At 27.7% G+C, this 15,893-nt stretch carries 15 protein-coding genes and 1 tRNA gene; 13 read left to right on the top strand and 3 right to left on the bottom strand.

Annotated features, from left to right (window positions below; translation table 11 throughout):
• Positions 1 to 59 precede the first annotated feature (59 nt).
• Positions 60 to 1,004 (bottom strand): mannose-6-phosphate isomerase, class I, encoded by a 945-nt coding sequence (manA, locus tag Q3223_RS10780; protein WP_407811955.1) that lies wholly within the window; start codon positions 1,002 to 1,004, stop codon positions 60 to 62.
• 172 nt (positions 1,005 to 1,176) lie between these two features.
• On the opposite strand from manA, the gene Q3223_RS10785 reads away from it, so the two are divergent.
• From Q3223_RS10785 to Q3223_RS10815, 7 genes are all read left to right on the top strand, one after another.
• On the top strand, positions 1,177 to 2,538 hold the full coding sequence (locus Q3223_RS10785; protein WP_219673250.1) for a Sapep family Mn(2+)-dependent dipeptidase: 1,362 nt from the start codon (positions 1,177 to 1,179) through the stop codon (positions 2,536 to 2,538).
• An 87-nt stretch (positions 2,539 to 2,625) separates the two neighbouring features.
• Complete coding sequence (locus Q3223_RS10790; protein ID WP_054271095.1) at positions 2,626 to 4,515, top strand: BglG family transcription antiterminator; 1,890 nt, start codon at positions 2,626 to 2,628, stop codon at positions 4,513 to 4,515.
• A gap of 14 nt (positions 4,516 to 4,529) precedes the next feature.
• A complete protein-coding gene (locus Q3223_RS10795) occupies positions 4,530 to 4,985 on the top strand; it encodes a PTS sugar transporter subunit IIA (protein WP_074178444.1) in 456 nt (151 codons plus the stop codon).
• Positions 4,986 to 5,043: 58 nt separating this feature from the next.
• Positions 5,044 to 5,361 (top strand): PTS fructose transporter subunit IIB, encoded by a 318-nt coding sequence (locus Q3223_RS10800; RefSeq protein ID WP_003416512.1) that lies wholly within the window; start codon positions 5,044 to 5,046, stop codon positions 5,359 to 5,361.
• Between the two features lie 24 nt (positions 5,362 to 5,385).
• Positions 5,386 to 6,648, top strand: coding sequence for a PTS fructose transporter subunit IIC (locus Q3223_RS10805; protein WP_054271093.1), 1,263 nt, complete (start codon positions 5,386 to 5,388; stop codon positions 6,646 to 6,648).
• A gap of 98 nt (positions 6,649 to 6,746) precedes the next feature.
• Complete coding sequence (locus Q3223_RS10810) at positions 6,747 to 7,811, top strand: aminopeptidase P family protein (protein ID WP_074178443.1); 1,065 nt, start codon at positions 6,747 to 6,749, stop codon at positions 7,809 to 7,811.
• 62 nt (positions 7,812 to 7,873) lie between these two features.
• A complete protein-coding gene (locus Q3223_RS10815; protein ID WP_054277207.1) occupies positions 7,874 to 9,052 on the top strand; it encodes a MalY/PatB family protein in 1,179 nt (392 codons plus the stop codon).
• 297 nt (positions 9,053 to 9,349) lie between these two features.
• Here Q3223_RS10815 and Q3223_RS10820 read toward each other — a convergent pair whose 3' ends face one another.
• Positions 9,350 to 10,405: an FAD:protein FMN transferase gene (locus Q3223_RS10820; protein WP_054271090.1), complete on the bottom strand. Its 1,056-nt coding sequence runs from the start codon at positions 10,403 to 10,405 to the stop codon at positions 9,350 to 9,352.
• A gap of 66 nt (positions 10,406 to 10,471) precedes the next feature.
• Between Q3223_RS10820 and Q3223_RS10825 the strand changes: the two genes are divergently transcribed.
• From Q3223_RS10825 to Q3223_RS10845, 5 genes are all read left to right on the top strand, one after another.
• On the top strand, positions 10,472 to 10,843 hold the full coding sequence (locus tag Q3223_RS10825; protein ID WP_054271089.1) for a NusG domain II-containing protein: 372 nt from the start codon (positions 10,472 to 10,474) through the stop codon (positions 10,841 to 10,843).
• Between the two features lie 36 nt (positions 10,844 to 10,879).
• The gene (locus tag Q3223_RS10830) at positions 10,880 to 11,554 is read left to right on the top strand and encodes a uracil-DNA glycosylase (RefSeq protein WP_021385356.1); all 675 of its coding nucleotides are present in this window, start codon (positions 10,880 to 10,882) and stop codon (positions 11,552 to 11,554) included.
• A 249-nt stretch (positions 11,555 to 11,803) separates the two neighbouring features.
• Entirely contained in the window at positions 11,804 to 12,643 is an 840-nt protein-coding gene (locus tag Q3223_RS10835; protein WP_167640908.1) for a 3D domain-containing protein, read from the top strand.
• Between the two features lie 241 nt (positions 12,644 to 12,884).
• A tRNA-Sec gene (locus Q3223_RS10840) sits at positions 12,885 to 12,981 on the top strand.
• A 152-nt stretch (positions 12,982 to 13,133) separates the two neighbouring features.
• Positions 13,134 to 13,841 (top strand): ThiF family adenylyltransferase, encoded by a 708-nt coding sequence (locus tag Q3223_RS10845; protein WP_074178440.1) that lies wholly within the window; start codon positions 13,134 to 13,136, stop codon positions 13,839 to 13,841.
• A 122-nt stretch (positions 13,842 to 13,963) separates the two neighbouring features.
• Here the strand turns inward: Q3223_RS10845 and Q3223_RS10850 are convergent, their stop codons facing one another.
• On the bottom strand, positions 13,964 to 14,800 hold the full coding sequence (locus tag Q3223_RS10850; RefSeq protein WP_074178439.1) for a ComEC/Rec2 family competence protein: 837 nt from the start codon (positions 14,798 to 14,800) through the stop codon (positions 13,964 to 13,966).
• A 182-nt stretch (positions 14,801 to 14,982) separates the two neighbouring features.
• Here Q3223_RS10850 and Q3223_RS10855 point away from each other — a divergent pair, with 182 nt between their 5' ends.
• Positions 14,983 to 15,888 (top strand): DUF2156 domain-containing protein, encoded by a 906-nt coding sequence (locus tag Q3223_RS10855; RefSeq protein WP_021385469.1) that lies wholly within the window; start codon positions 14,983 to 14,985, stop codon positions 15,886 to 15,888.
• Positions 15,889 to 15,893: the final 5 nt, after the last annotated feature.

Genomic DNA, 15,893 nt, shown 5'->3' on the forward strand with positions numbered 1-15,893 from the left:
AAAATAGGCTATCATAAATTAAGCTATTATGATAGCCTATTTTTAGTTATATTTTGTATCTAAATATGAGAGCATATAATCTCCAAATTACCTTCAAAGCTAAAATCTCCAAAGTTATTTGGTAATATAAAATGCATACCCTTTTTTAAATCATATTCTACCGAATTGTGTATTAGTTTTCCATTGCCTTCCAATACGCTATATAAGGAAAAAGGTGTATCGTGTGTAAAATTACATTTTCCAAAGATATCTAATTTATAAACGCTAAAAAATTCATTTGATACAAATGTTGTACATTTAAAGTCTGATGTTGATACAGTTTTATAATCAGTATCAAGATTTATATGAGGAACATTCGTAACATCTATGGATTTTTGAACATGAAGTTCACGTTTGTTGCCTGAATTATCAGTTCTATCATAATCATATACTCTATAAGTAGTGTCTGAATTTTGTTGAGTTTCTAAAATTAATGTACCTTTGCATATGGCATGTATAGTACCACTAGGAACGTAGAAAAAATCTCCTTTTTTTATATTAACCTTTCTAAGCAGTTTGTCCCATTCATTATTCTTTATCATATCTACAAATTCTTTATGAGATTTTGCATTATGACCTATTATAATTTCTGCATCATCAGAACAATCTATTACATACCAACACTCTGTTTTTCCTAATTCTCCACCTTCATTTTTCTTTGCATATTCATCATTTGGATGAACTTGAACGGATAAATTATCATTTGCATCTAATATTTTTGTAAGCAAAGGAAATTTATCTCCAGGTGTATTTCCAAATAATTCTCTGTTTTTGTCCCACAATTCAGATAGACTTTTGCCTTTGTATTCTCCATTTTCTATTAAGCAATATCCATTTTTATGAGAACTTATAGCCCAACATTCACCAGTTGTTGGCGAAGTTATTTCATAATTAAATTTATCTTTAAGTGCAGTACCACCCCATATTCTATCCATAAAAATAGGTTTTAAAAATAATGGTTCCATAATTTTGTTCCTCCTATGATATTAAATTTATCCTACAAATAATTATATATAAATAGATTATAAAATCAATAGTAAAAAAGTTTTGTCCCTTGAAATGACATAAAGTATAAGGAGTTATCAAATAAGATAAACTATGATATATAATATAAAGTTCTAAATTGGAGTGATAATTATGGAATTATTTAAAGAAGAAAGTAAAAAGTATGAAAAAGAATTTTTAAAACTGTTGAAAGAATGGGTGAGCATACCGTCATTTTATGATGACAAAACTGTATCTGAAGATATGCCTTTTGGAAAAGGAGTCTATGATGCATTAAATTGGTTTGAAAATCTAGGTAGAGAAAACAATTTCAAGGTCAAAAATATAGATAATCATGCTGTTCAAATTGAATATGGAGATGGAAAAGAATTTGTAGATATATTTGGACACTGTGATGTTGTAAATCCAGGAGAAGGATGGGATAGTGAGCCATTTAAATTAAATATTATAGGAGATAAATTGGTTGCTAGAGGGGTATCAGATAATAAAGGCCCTATGATAGTAAATTTTTTAGCATTAAAAATGATAAAAAATCTAAATATTGATTTAAAAAGAAAGGTTAGATTAATTGCTGGGGGAAATGAAGAAAGTGGATTTAGATGTATAAAGCATTATTATAGCAAAGAGCCTTATGGTATATGTGGATTTACTCCAGATGCTAAGTTTCCTGTACTAAATGGAGAAAAAGGTGGGGCAACAATAAAGTTAATTTCAGAGATAGAAGATAAGTCTTTATACATAAGTGGCGGAATAGAGTTTAACACAATACCAGATAAAGTATATATAAAAAATATGAAAAATTTGGGTAAAGATAATATATGCTGTGATTTTAATAATACTTCAATAAGTTATAATAATGGAGATTATGTTATACATGGCAAAGGTGGACATTCATCTAAGCCTGAGAAAGCAATCAATCCTATACTAGGTGCAATTAAATTTTTATCAGAAAATATTGATGAAGATTGGACAAAAAGTTTAGATAAGTTAATAAATAAAGATAATACAGATGGAAGATTATTTGGTTTAGATATTGAAGGAAAATGTGGGATTTTATCGATGGTTCCAACAATAATAAACATAATAGATGGAAAGTTAGAATTAGTTTTAAGTGTCAGATATCCAGAAGTATTAACAGTTGAGGAAATAATAAAAAAATTTAATTTGTATATGAAGACAAATAATATTAATAAATTCGAGATTATTGGGGAAAATTTAAAGCAAGCAAATTATATAGATAGAAATTCAAAGATTGTAAAAACTTTGCATGATATATATATAAAGTACTCTGGAGATTTAAAAAATGATGTTAGGGTAACTAGTGCAGGAAGTTATGCTTCTGAAATGAATAATTCAGTAATATTTGGTTGTGAATTTCCTGATGGTAGTTTTGGAAATGTCCATAGTGCAAATGAATTTGCTAGCTTAGATAGATTTATAACTTCAATAGCCATATATGCAGAGGCGATAGTTGAATTATGCAATAATATATAAATACAAAATGTCCCTTATATAGACATATTATATATACAATTAAAATTTTACTTGATATATAATTGAAATCAAAGAGAAGGTGATACAATGATAACTAAGAAACATGCAGTAATAGTAAAAAGTTTAAGCAATAAAGACGGATATATGACATCAAATGAATTAGCTATCAAATTGGATGTGTCTACAAAAACTATTAAAAGATATATAGCAGATTTAAATAGTATTTTAAGCAAGTATGATTTGGTAATAGATTCTTCTAGAGGTATAGGATATAAGCTAAGTGGCTCTAAAAGCAATATAGCAAGAGCTGTTAAAGAAGCAAATAAATATATTGATGGTTTTTTAGATGACTCTGAAGAATCAAGAATGTCAAATATAATATGTATGCTTATTAATAGAAATTATATGAGTATAGAAGCAATGGCAGAAGAATTAAATCTAAGTATAGCTGCTATAAACAAATTGTCTAGTAAGCTTAAAAGAAAACTTGAAAAGTATGACTTAGTTATAAAATCTAAACCTTACTATGGAAGCTATATACATGGTGAAGAAATTAATATAAGACAATTGATTACTGACTATGCAATAAAACTGGATGAAAAAAGTAAAATCAAGGTGCTTTTAGATGACATTAGTGAAAACGATATACACTGTATAGAAAGTATTTTAGAAAAACATTTAAGAGAGAAAGATACAATAATTTCAGATAAAGATTTTAATCTTCTGCTTTCAAAGATAATTGTTTCTGTGTTTAGAAGTAAGAGAGGACATAGTAACAATATAAATCTAATAGATACAAGTTATAGATTTCATAATTACTCTTTTATAGAAAGCTTAATGAAAGAAATATCTGATAAGGTTGGATTTAAACTTATTGAAGATGAAGTGATTTATATTTCAAATTACTCTGGTGTAATCGCATATAAAGGTACACAAGGAAGAAAAAATACAAGTGAAATTGAGGAACGAATAAATAATGTTATAAATAGTGCACTTCAAGATATATTACTTATTTCTGGAAGTGATTATACGAAAGATGAAGAGTTTATGGTTTCAATATCTGACCATATAAAGAGATTTTTAAATAGGGCTAAAGCTAATATAAAATCTAATAATCCTCTGCTTCATCAGATAAAAGAAAAGTTCCCAATAGCTTTTAATTTAGCTGTGTTTTTATCAAACAAACTAGAAACTGAGTTTAATTTAAAACTTGATGAAGATGAACTTGGATATATAGCTATTCATTTTGCTGCTTCAAATGAAAGAATGAAAAAAAATACTAGTAAGAAGATTTGTATAGTCTGCCATTATGGGATAGGAACAGGTCAACTTATTTCTGAAAAATTAAAGCAAAATATAAGTGACTTAAACGTTGTAGGTGTTTATCCAGTTAGATATCTTGATATGGCTATAAGCCAAGATGTTGATTTAATAGTGTCTACTGTTGAATTAAAAGGTTATGAAAAACCTGTCTTGTATATCGAAAATATATTTGATGATAGCTTAATTGAAAACGTAAATAAAGCATTTTACGAAAAAGAGGAAAGAAGAAAGATAATAAGTAATATGTTTGATGAAAAAGCTTTTTTTAGTATAAAGGCTAGTACGAAAGAAGAAGTTATACTTTCTCTTTCAAACAAACTAAAAGAAAGAGATTTTATAGAAGAAAGCTCAATAGAAAGCATAATAGACAGAGAAAATATCTCATCAACTGAGATAGGAAATCTAGTAGCAATACCTCACACAATTGTGAAGGGAGATAAAAAATCTATAATAGGAGTTGGTATACTTGAAAATCCAATAGTTTGGGATAAACAAGAAGTTCAACTAGTATTTATGGTATTTTTTAACACTAAAGAAAAACATAATTTTTCAATATTTAAATACCTTTATAATTTTATAAAAGATGAAGGTGGAGTAAGAGGAATTATTAAAATATGTGACTTTAATAAATTAATGGCACTGATAGGTAATTAAGGAGGAAATTAATAATGGAAACAAACATATTTAACACAGAATATGTATTTTTAAATGTTGATACTAAGTCTAAGATTGAGGTTTTAAAATTTATAGCAAAAAAAGCTAAAGAATTAAACTTGACAGATGACGAAAATTTAGTATATGAAGGGTTAATGGCTAGGGAAGAACAATTTACTACAAATTTAGGTGAATCTATCGCAATACCTCATACTAAAAATGATGCAATTGAAAATCCAGCAGTAGTAGTATTGAAATTTACTGATGATGTTGTTTGGAATGAAGATGAAGATAAGGTTAAATTGGCAATAAGCTTACTTATGCCAGGAAAAAGTAAAGAGAATATTCATCTTAAATTATTATCATCTCTTTCAAGAAAATTAATAAATAAAGACTTTAAAGATTCTCTTTTAAAGAGTGATAATGTTGAAGAAATATCTAAATTAATAAATGAAGCTTTGGGTTTATAATTAAACGCTAAGGCTAAAATAAAACAAATAATTAATTGAAAAGTAGGAGGAATTTAAAATGAATAAAAAATTAGTAGCATTATGCGCTTGTCCAATGGGACTAGCTCACACTTTCATGGCAGCAGAGGCAATAGAACAAGCTGCAAAGGCACTAGGTTATGAAGCTAAAGTTGAAACTCAAGGTGCAGATGGTGTACAAAATGAGTTAACAAGAGATGATATATTAGGTGCAACTATGATAATACATGCAGTAGCAATAACTCCAGAAGGCATGGAAAGATTTGATGGTTGTGAAGTATATGAAGTTGAGTTACAAGAAGCTATAAAAAATGCAGAAGGTGTTATAAAAGAAATCGAAGAAGATTTAGGAATATAATAAATTTATTGTGGAGGAAATAGAATGGCAATTAAGAAAAAAGTTATAAACAGTTCAGGTGCTTCTACAACAGGAGGAAACAATGTAGGAAAACCTACTCCATCTAATCCAACTCAATCAAAGGGAAATGGAAAATGGAAGGAAATAAGTAAACATATAATGACAGGTATATCATATATGATACCAGTTTTAGTAATGGGTGGACTTATAGGAGCCTTATCTCAATTAATACCATATGCCATATTAGGACTTGACCCATCTGTAGGTATAGTTGATGCTATGAATTCAGGTGATTTTACAGGGTTTAAACTTACTCTTTTAAATATGGCACAATTAATGTCAAATTTCGGATTTACTTTGTTTGGATTTGCAATACCACTATTTGCAGCATTTTGTGCAAATTCTATAGGTGGAAAAACAGCTTTAATTGCAGGTTTTATAGGTGGATATATAGCTAATAAACCTGTAGGTGTGCCACAATTTGTGGATGGTCAATGGACTGAAGTTGTTCCAGTTGCATCAGGATTCTTAGGTGCGATATTAATAGCATTCATAATAGGATACTTTGTAAAATGGTTAAATAAATCTATAAAAGTTTCTCATAACTGGTTAGCTTTTAAGACAACATTTTTAATACCACTAATAGCATCATTAACTTGTATGATATTGATGATATTTATAATAACTCCAATTGGTGGTTTAATTAATGAAAGTATGAAAAACTTCTTAACAGCAGCAGGAGCAGCTGGAGAGTATGTATATGCAACAGCTTTAGCAGCAGCTACAGCATTTGACTTAGGTGGACCAATAAATAAAGCAGCAGGATTCGTTGCACTTGGTTTAACTACAGAGAATGTACTACCAATAACGGCAAGAACAATAGCTATAGTTGTTCCTCCAATTGGATTAGGATTAACAACTTTATTAGATAAAAGATTAGTAGGAAGAAGAGTATATGATAGACAATTCTATCAAGCAGGAAAGACTTCTATATTCCTATCATTTATGGGTATATCTGAGGGAGCAATACCATTTGCACTTGAAAGACCAGGTTTTGTTATACCTTTAAACATAGTGGGAAGTGTAATAGGAGCTATTACAGGTATAGTTCTAGGTGCAATTCAATGGTTCCCAGAGTCAGCTATATGGGCATGGCCTCTAGTTGATAACTTGTTTGGGTATATCATAGGTATAGCAGTTGGTGCTATATTCATAGCTGTAGGAAATATATTCTATAGAAATAAATTAATAAAAGATGGTAAACTTGTTGTGGATTATATAGACTAACATTTAAGTTTATTTATGATAACTTTGGCTGGTAATATTGTTTTAATTAATATTACCAGCCTTACCTATATATTAATTAAAGGTGGTGGATAAAAAATATGAGTAAAATAGAAAAAATAAGAAAGTATTTAGAAGAATATGATATAGAAGGTATTCTTATTAATAGTTCTACCAATAAATTTTACATTGGGAATCTATTTAGTTCATCAGGTTATGTTTTTATAACTAAAAGGAAACAATATATAATAGTAGATTTTAGATACTTTGAAGAAATCAAAAGAAAATCAAATTTATTTGATGTCATATTAATGGATAAAAACAGAACCTACTTTGATATAGTCAATGAAATTTGCGAAAATCAAAATATAAAAGAAATTGGATTTGAAGGAAGTGAAGTATCTTTTGATTCATATAAGAATATGAGTCAAAGGTTAAGTGTAACTTTAAAATCGGTTGATTTATCTACTTTAAGAAAAGAAAAAGACGATGATGAAATAAAATATATAAAAAAAGCTTGTGAAATAGTCGATGCTACATTTTATCATATAATTGATTTTATAAAAGTTGGTATGACTGAAAAACAAGTGGAAAATGAAATTGTTAGATTTATAAAAGAGTTGGGTGGTCAAAAAGAGTCTTTTGATACTATAGTAGCATCTGGATTGAGAGGAGCATTGCCTCATGGAAAAGCCAGTGAAAAAATTATAGAGTATGGAGATTTTGTTACTTTTGATTTTGGTGCTAAATACAATAATTATTGTTCTGATATTACTAGAACTATATGTATGGGTACTGTAAATAAAGAGTTACAAGAAATATATAATATAGTAAAAGAAGCTAATGAAGAGTGTATAAAGGTTTTAAAACCAGGTATGACTACTGGTGAAATAGATAAAGTTGCAAGAGATATAATTGGTTCCTATGGATATACTGATAACTTTGGTCATAATTTAGGTCATGGTGTAGGGATTATGGTTCATGAATATCCTGCATTAGCTCCTGAATCAAAAGAAGTATTAAAGGAAGGTATGATTATAACTATAGAGCCAGGAATATATATACCAAATCTTGGGGGAGTAAGAATAGAAGATGATGTACTTATAACACAAGATGGATGTATGAGGTTGACTACATCTACTAAAGATTTAATAGTTGTAAATTAAAAGCGAATTAGACAAATATTTTATAATAAGTAAGATAATTAGAAAAGAAGAGGTAAATTTAAATGTATAATTTTGATGATAGACCAGATAGAGTAAGTGAAAAGTGTAGAAAATGGGATTTAAATATTATAAGAGATAAGTTTGGAGATATTAGAGAAGATTTTGTACCAATGTGGATTGCTGATATGGATTTTAAAATACCAACAGAAATAGAAAATAAATTTATTGAAGCTGTAAAAAGAGGTGTGTTTGGATATACATACTGCTATGATGAATTTTATGATTCAGTTATCAGATGGCAAAATGATATGCATAAGGTAAAGGTAGAAAGAGAATGGATTACATTGACTTATGGAACTGTATCGACACTTCACTATGTAGTACAAGCTTTTTGTCAAAAGGGGGATAGTATAATATTAAATACACCAGTTTATGACCCTTTTGAATCATCAGCCAAAAAGCAAGGTGTAAATATAGTTTGTAATACATTAGATATTATAAATGATAGATATTATATAAACTTTGATAAATTAGAAGCTCAAATTAAAGAAAATAAACCTAAGTTAATGATGTTTTGTACACCACATAATCCATCTGGAAGAATATGGTCAATTGAGGAGATGGAAAAAGTAGCAACCATATGTAAAGAAAACAATGTTATTTTGGTTGCAGATGAAGTACATGCAGAACATATTCATTATGGTGAATTTAATTCAATACTTAAAATTGAAAAAGAGCTTTTAGAAAATGTTATTCTATTGACATCACCAAATAAAGGGTTTAATCTTGGAGGATTAAAGACTTCTTACTCAATCGTTATAAATAAGGATATAAGAGAGATATTCAGAGATAAACTAAAACAAAACTCTATAACTTCTCCAAATGTGTTTGGAATTATAGGATTGATAAGTGCTTATAATGAATGTCGTGAGTGGTTGAGTGGTGTAAACAAATATATAAAATCAAATTATGAACTTTTAGAAACTTGGGTAGAAAAATATGATAATATAAAATTGATGAAGATGGAGTCGTCTTATTTGGCGTGGATGGATATAAGTGGGCTAGGAATAAGCGCGAGTGAATTTACTGATAAACTGGCTATTGATACAGGAGTATTATTGGAGGATGGAAGCCATTTTGTAAAAGATGGTGAGAATTATGTTAGAATAAACTTAGGAACTCAAAAAGAAAATGTGGTTGAAGCTTTAAATAGGATGGATTTATTTTTAAAGTCTTTATAAAATAATTCTAAAAAACAAGATAAGTAAGTTTTGTTACAATAATTATAATATTGTTTGAGCGATTCTTTATTTGAAAATATGATGAAGAAAATTTTATATAGTAAAATATAAATTGTTTGTAATAATTACTAGAATGTTATGAAAAGCACCTTTAATATAATAAGGTGCTTTTTTTATTGTTGTTAAAGTCTTAAGTTTTATCTTTGCCAGTATAATTTATTTCTTATAACATGGTTTATGTAGATTTGTTTTAGATAAGTATATATACCTATGGTAAGTATTTAGAGTATGAGTTTACTATTTATTTAGTTTTTCAATAGAAAAAGCTTTGTCAGTAAGTTTGAAGTTATCTTTTATACCATCAGTTAAGTATACTTTTTTATCCTTAGTTATAAATATAGCATCTACATTATCAATACTATTAATTAAATTCATACCTTTTTCAAGTCCAAGTCCAAATGTAGAAGTAGATAAAGCATCACAATTAATAGATTTATCAGATATTATTGTTACACTACTTAAGCTATTTTCAAAAGGATAACCTGTAAATGGATTTAGCATGTGATGATATATTTTGCCATCCTTTTCTATAAATCTTTCATAAATTCCAGATGTAACAACAGATTTGTTTGTGGTTTCTATATTTCCTATAGATTCTCCATTTTTACTAGTTGGGTCTTGAATGCCGATTTTAAAAGGCTTATCATTTTTACCATTTTCTAAAGTAAATATATTGCCTCCTAAATTAACTAAACCTTTTTGTACACCTTCTGATTTTAAATAGGACACTATTTTGTCAGCAGCATATCCTTTGGCTATTGCGCCTAAATCAATTTTCATGTTTTCTTTGGTCAATTTTATAGATTTATTTTTTTCATCTAATACAATGTTTTTATAATCAATTAGAGGCAAAAGCTCTTTTATTTCAGAATCACTTGGAACTTTAGCTTTATCTGTTCCAATTGCCCATAAGTTTGATACTGGACCAACTGTTATATCAAAATATCCACTTGATAGTTTGGAGTATTGTATTGCCTCTTTTACAACGAAAAACGTATCATCTGAAACTTTGACAAAATTCTTTCCAGCATTATCATTTATTTTAGAAACATCACTGCCTGGTATATGAGTGCTCATTTTATTATCAATATATCTTAAAATTGAATCACATTCATTTAAGATTTTATCACTTTTGGATTCTTTTATATTAAATACAGTAACTTCATTTACTGTACCAAGGTAATAGCTAGTTTTACTATATTTAGTATTCTGGCTTGAACTCCTAAAAAATGAAAATAAAATTAATGCTAAAATCAATATCACAAAAATAAATGTGATTTTTTTCTTATTCATGGTATATTCCTCCTATGAAATTGTGTTATTATTTTATTATAACATAATTTCATAGGAGGACAAAAAATGAAGAAAAAAGACATTCTTCTTATTTTAGGCATTTTAGTTGTTATTACAGCATGTTATGGAATAATAAATGTTATAAATTCTAAAAATGCTGGAAATATTGAGATTTATGTAGATAATAAATTGTATAAAACTGTTCCAATAGATGCCAAAGAAGAATTTAAAATAGAGAATAGAGGGGGGTATAATATAGTAAAGATTCATGATAAAGGGGTAGAAATAGTAGATGCTTCATGTCCTGACAAGGTTTGTGTACATACTGGTTTTATAAATAAACCAAGTCAAAGCATAGTTTGTATACCTAATAGAGTTAGCATAAAAATAAATACAAATGAAAAGGATGATAATCAAGAAGATATAATTTCTAAATAAAATAATAAAAATAACTGAAAGGAATTGGTGATAAATATGGTTAACTTAGAAAATGATTGGAATGAATTATTGAAAGAAGAATTTGAAAAAGATTACTACTTAAATTTAAGAAAATTTCTTATAGAAGAGTATAAAACACGTCAAATATTCCCGAATATGCATAATATATATGAAGCTTTGAAACATACTTCATATAAAGATACAAAAGTTTTGATACTGGGACAAGACCCCTATCATGGAGATAATCAAGCTCATGGTTTAGCTTTTTCAGTTCAACCACAAGTGAAAACTCCACCATCGTTATTAAATATGTATAAAGAATTAAAAGAAGATTTAGGGTGTTTTATACCTAACAATGGATATTTGATGCCTTGGGCAGACCAAGGAGTATTACTTTTAAATACTGCTCTTACTGTTAGAGCACATGAAGCTAATTCTCATAAAAATAAAGGATGGGAAATTTTCACAGATAGAGTAATCTCTATTTTAAGCGAACGTGAAGACCCAGTTATTTTCGTATTATGGGGAAGTAATGCACGTAAAAAAGTAGAATTGATTGATACAAGTAAGCATTATATTTTAGAAGCACCTCATCCAAGTCCATTATCAGCAAGTAAAGGTTTTTTTGGATGTAAACACTTCTCTAAGATAAATGAAATTCTTGAAAAGTTAGGAAAAGAACCTATCAATTGGCAAATAGAAAATATATAAAATTAAAAGGTAACAAAATGATAACAAAACAACAACAAACAATGACATTGTTGTAACTTATAGAAATATGTTTGAATAGTTGAAAATACTATACATACATATTTCTATTTTTTTGTCAAGTTGACAACTCTTTAAAAAATAGTTACAATTTAGTTACACAAAAAACACAAACAAAAAAAGAAATTTACAAAGCAGAATTTTATGAAGCAAAATATATAGTGTAAAAAAATTTGAGGGAGGAAAGTTTATATGAATTTTAAAAAATTTAGTAATGCTAAAGTCTCGGTAATGGCGGTTGTTTTATCAGTTGGGATATTATCAGGGTACTCTGCACTTAATAAACAAGTAACATTAGTAGTAAAGGGAGAAGAAAGAACTATATCAACATTTAGTTCTAATGTAGGAGACCTTTTAGAATCTCAAAACATTAGCTATGATGCAAATGATATAGTTACTTTAGATGAAAACTCAAAGTTATCTAATGGAGATAAAATAGAAGTAATTGATGTAAAAGAAAAAACAGTTGTAGAAACTAAAGATATTCCATTTGAAGTTACAGTTGTTGAAGATGGTTCTTTATCAAAGGGAGACTCTGAAGTTAAAGAAGAAGGAAAATCTGGGAAAAGTGAATTAATATATAAAGAAACTTATCACAATGGAAAGAAAGTAGAAAAGGAATTTGTGAAAAAGGTTGTTAAAGCTGAGCCTGTAAACAAAGTTGTAAGCAAAGGAACAAAAGTAGAGATGCAAGTAGCTTCATCAAGGGGAGAAAACTCAAGAAGAATGGCTTCATCATCATCTAGTAATAGTAGTAGTAACAATGGTAAAAATATGAGAGTAGTAGCAACTGCATATACTGGTCATAGTATAACTGCTACAGGAACAAAGCCTAAGTGGGGAACGATAGCTGTAGACCCTAAGGTTATACCATATGGAACTAAGGTTTATATACCTCAATTTGACATGGTATTTACTGCTGAAGACTGTGGTGGAGCAATAAAAGGAAATAAAATTGATATATTTATGAATGACTCAAAGACAGTTTATAACTGGGGAAGAAAAACTATAGATATACGTATATTAAAATAATTAGATAATTTATATTTATACTGGAAATTATATTTTAATTAATATAGAGAGGAGCTCTTTATATATACATAAAATATAATTTCCAGTTTTTAATTTTAAGCACATAATAAAAAGTAAATTTTAACCATGTATAGATAAAAGCTATTTAAATTATAACTTACTATCAAATAAATCTATAAAAATTGTTGCAAAGAGTCAAAATATATGATATTATAGATTTCGTTGAGAAGCATTTCACTATGGGAGTGGATGGGTGCCGGTGTGCCCTCTAGTCTTCAAAACTAGTATGAGGGGTTAAGAGCCTCTTAGGTGGGTTCGATTCCCACGCATTCCCGCCAGTATGTAAAAGGTATCTTTTAATATTAAAAGATACCTTTTTAAATTTATTTTAAGATAATTTAGTTTTAATGATATATAATATCTGAGTATTATATAATGTATATTTTATAATACTATTATTGTTTAGATAAAAATCTAGGAGAGTGAAAAGATGGAAAATAATTTTACAACGAGAACTAGTTTTCTAGTTGGAGATGATGGAATAGAAAAACTTAAGAGTTCAAATGTAATAGTATTTGGAATCGGAGGAGTTGGTAGTTTTACTGTTGAGGCTCTAGCAAGGGCTGGAGTTGGCAATCTTACTATTGTGGATTTTGATGATGTAGATATAACTAATATAAATAGACAAATACCAGCTTTACATTCAACTGTAGGAAAGTATAAAGTAGATGTAATGGAAGATAGAATCTTGGATATAAATCCTAATATCAATATAAAAAAAATAAGAAGCCTTTACAATAAAGATACTAGTGATGAAATATTGGCTGAAAGATATGATTATGTTGTGGATGCAATAGATATGGTAAGCTCTAAAATACATCTAATTGAAACCTGTGAAAAAAAAGGCTTAAAAATAATAAGCTCTATGGGTATGGGAAATAAATTAGACCCAACTAAAATAGTCGTTACTGATATACACAAAACAAGTACTTGTCCTTTAGCCAAAGTTATGAGGAAAGAACTTAGAGATAGAGGCATTAAAAAATTAAAAGTAGTATATTCAACTGAACAACCAATAGAACTTAAAAAGAAAGTAATGAATGGGAGAAAAGTAACACCAGGTAGTGTATCATTCGTACCGTCTGTAGGAGGGCTAATAATTGCATCTGTAATAGTGAATGAATTATTAGAACAATAAGTTTAAATATTTTAATTTATAAGGTTTAAATACGTATTTTAAAGGCTAAAAGTATCAATGTAAAATTATTTTATATTGATACTTTTAGCCTAATTATATTATGCAGTTATAGTTTTATTTTTTTATGTATCTATCTCATATTTATGTTTTGTAAATATAATTTCTCCATCACTATAAAAAACAATATCACCTATTTTATCTGTTCTATAAATCGATACATGGTTTTGTTTCAAATTGTTGAGAACTTCTTTATGAGGATGACCATATTGATTTTTATATCCACATGATATAGCAGCTATATCTGGATTAATTCTTTTTATAAATTCTAAAGATGATGATGAATTACTTCCATGGTGACCTATTTTTATAAAATTAATATTGTCCAGTTCAAAAGAATGTAAGATTTCTTTTTCAATTGATTCTTCTGCATCACCCATAAATAAAAATGAGTTATTATTAAAAGTTAGTTCAAAAACTATTGAATTTAAATTTGATTCTTCTTGTATATATGATGGACTTAATACATATATATTTATATTGTTATCGATATTTAAAATATCATCCTTATAGAGATATTTAATAGAGAGGTTTTTGTCAGTACAAGAATTTATTAGATTTTGATAAGATTCACTACTTGTTGATTGTTCAGTCATATATATAGAACTTACATTAAATTTTTTTACGACATTATCAAGACTTCCTATATGGTCTGAATCTGGATGTGTCGCTATTATTATATCAATAGTTTTTATTTTTTTATGTTTCAAATAACTAGTAACTATATTTCCGCTATCTTCATCACCTCCATCAATTAATATATTTTTATTTGTGGGTGTTTGTACTAAAATACTATCACCTTGTCCCACATCTATCATATGTATAGATAGTAGAGATTTTTTGTCACAACCGCTTAAAAGTGATATTATAATAAGTATTAATAAAAAAATTTTATTTCTCAATAAAAAAATCACTCCAGTCATTACATGTTTATATAAATTTATGATGGGTAATATAAGATATATATGACTTATTATATTTTATATTTTAAACAATATAAATGAAATTAATACCAAAATAAAATTGGAGTTTTTATAGATATAAAATTTAAAAAATTAAGCAATAAAAAAGGTAGGAGGATTTTATGTTTTTCAAAGATATTGAACTAAATTCAAAAAAGGAGCTAGACCCATATTTTGATTTAGTAGATTATGAAGCTTGTGAGTACTGTTTTAGTACTTTATATATGTGGCAACATGTTTATAAGACAGGATATTATATAGGAGAAGATTTTGCTGTTTTAGTTGGTGAATACGAAGGTGATAGTTTCTCAATATTACCACTAGCTAAAAGAGAAAAACTTCCAGAAGTTGTAGATTTTGTACTTGAATATTTTTCTAAAAATAATAAAAAGATATACTTAAGAGGTATTACTACTGAAGTAGTAGAATTTTTAAAAGAAAAGTATCCAAATAGATTTGAGTATATAGAAGAAAGAGATTTATTTGACTATATCTATGATGCAGAAAGTTTAAGAACTCTAGCTGGTAAGAAGAACCAGAAGAAGAGAAATCATATAAATTATTTCTTAAAAGAATATGCAGGTAGATATGAAGTTAAATTATTAGATAAAGAAAACTTCAATGAATGTTTAGTATTAATGAAAGAATGGGAAAGTAATAAGGAAGAAAATGATGAATTTGATGAAAGTATGGATGATGAATTGGTAGGTATCAAAAAGATATTTAACCATTATGATGTACTAAAAGATAGAGTAAAAGTATTTGGTGTTTATGTGGATGGAAAATTAGAAGCATTCAGTATAGGAGAGCTTTTAAACAAAAATATGGCACTTATTCATATAGAAAAAGCTAATCCTGATATAAGAGGTCTATATCCATTTATAAACCAACAGTTTTTAGTAAATGAATTTAAAGATGTTGAATTTGTAAATAGAGAAGAAGATTTAGGTATTGAAGGTTTAAGAAAGGCTAAACTTTCTTACCATCCTTGTAGATTTGTTGAAAAGTACAGTGTTAGGGAGGCTTAGTAGGC

This window comes from Clostridioides sp. GD02367 (genome assembly GCF_045900275.1).
Taxonomy (GTDB): domain Bacteria; phylum Bacillota; class Clostridia; order Peptostreptococcales; family Peptostreptococcaceae; genus Clostridioides; species Clostridioides difficile_A.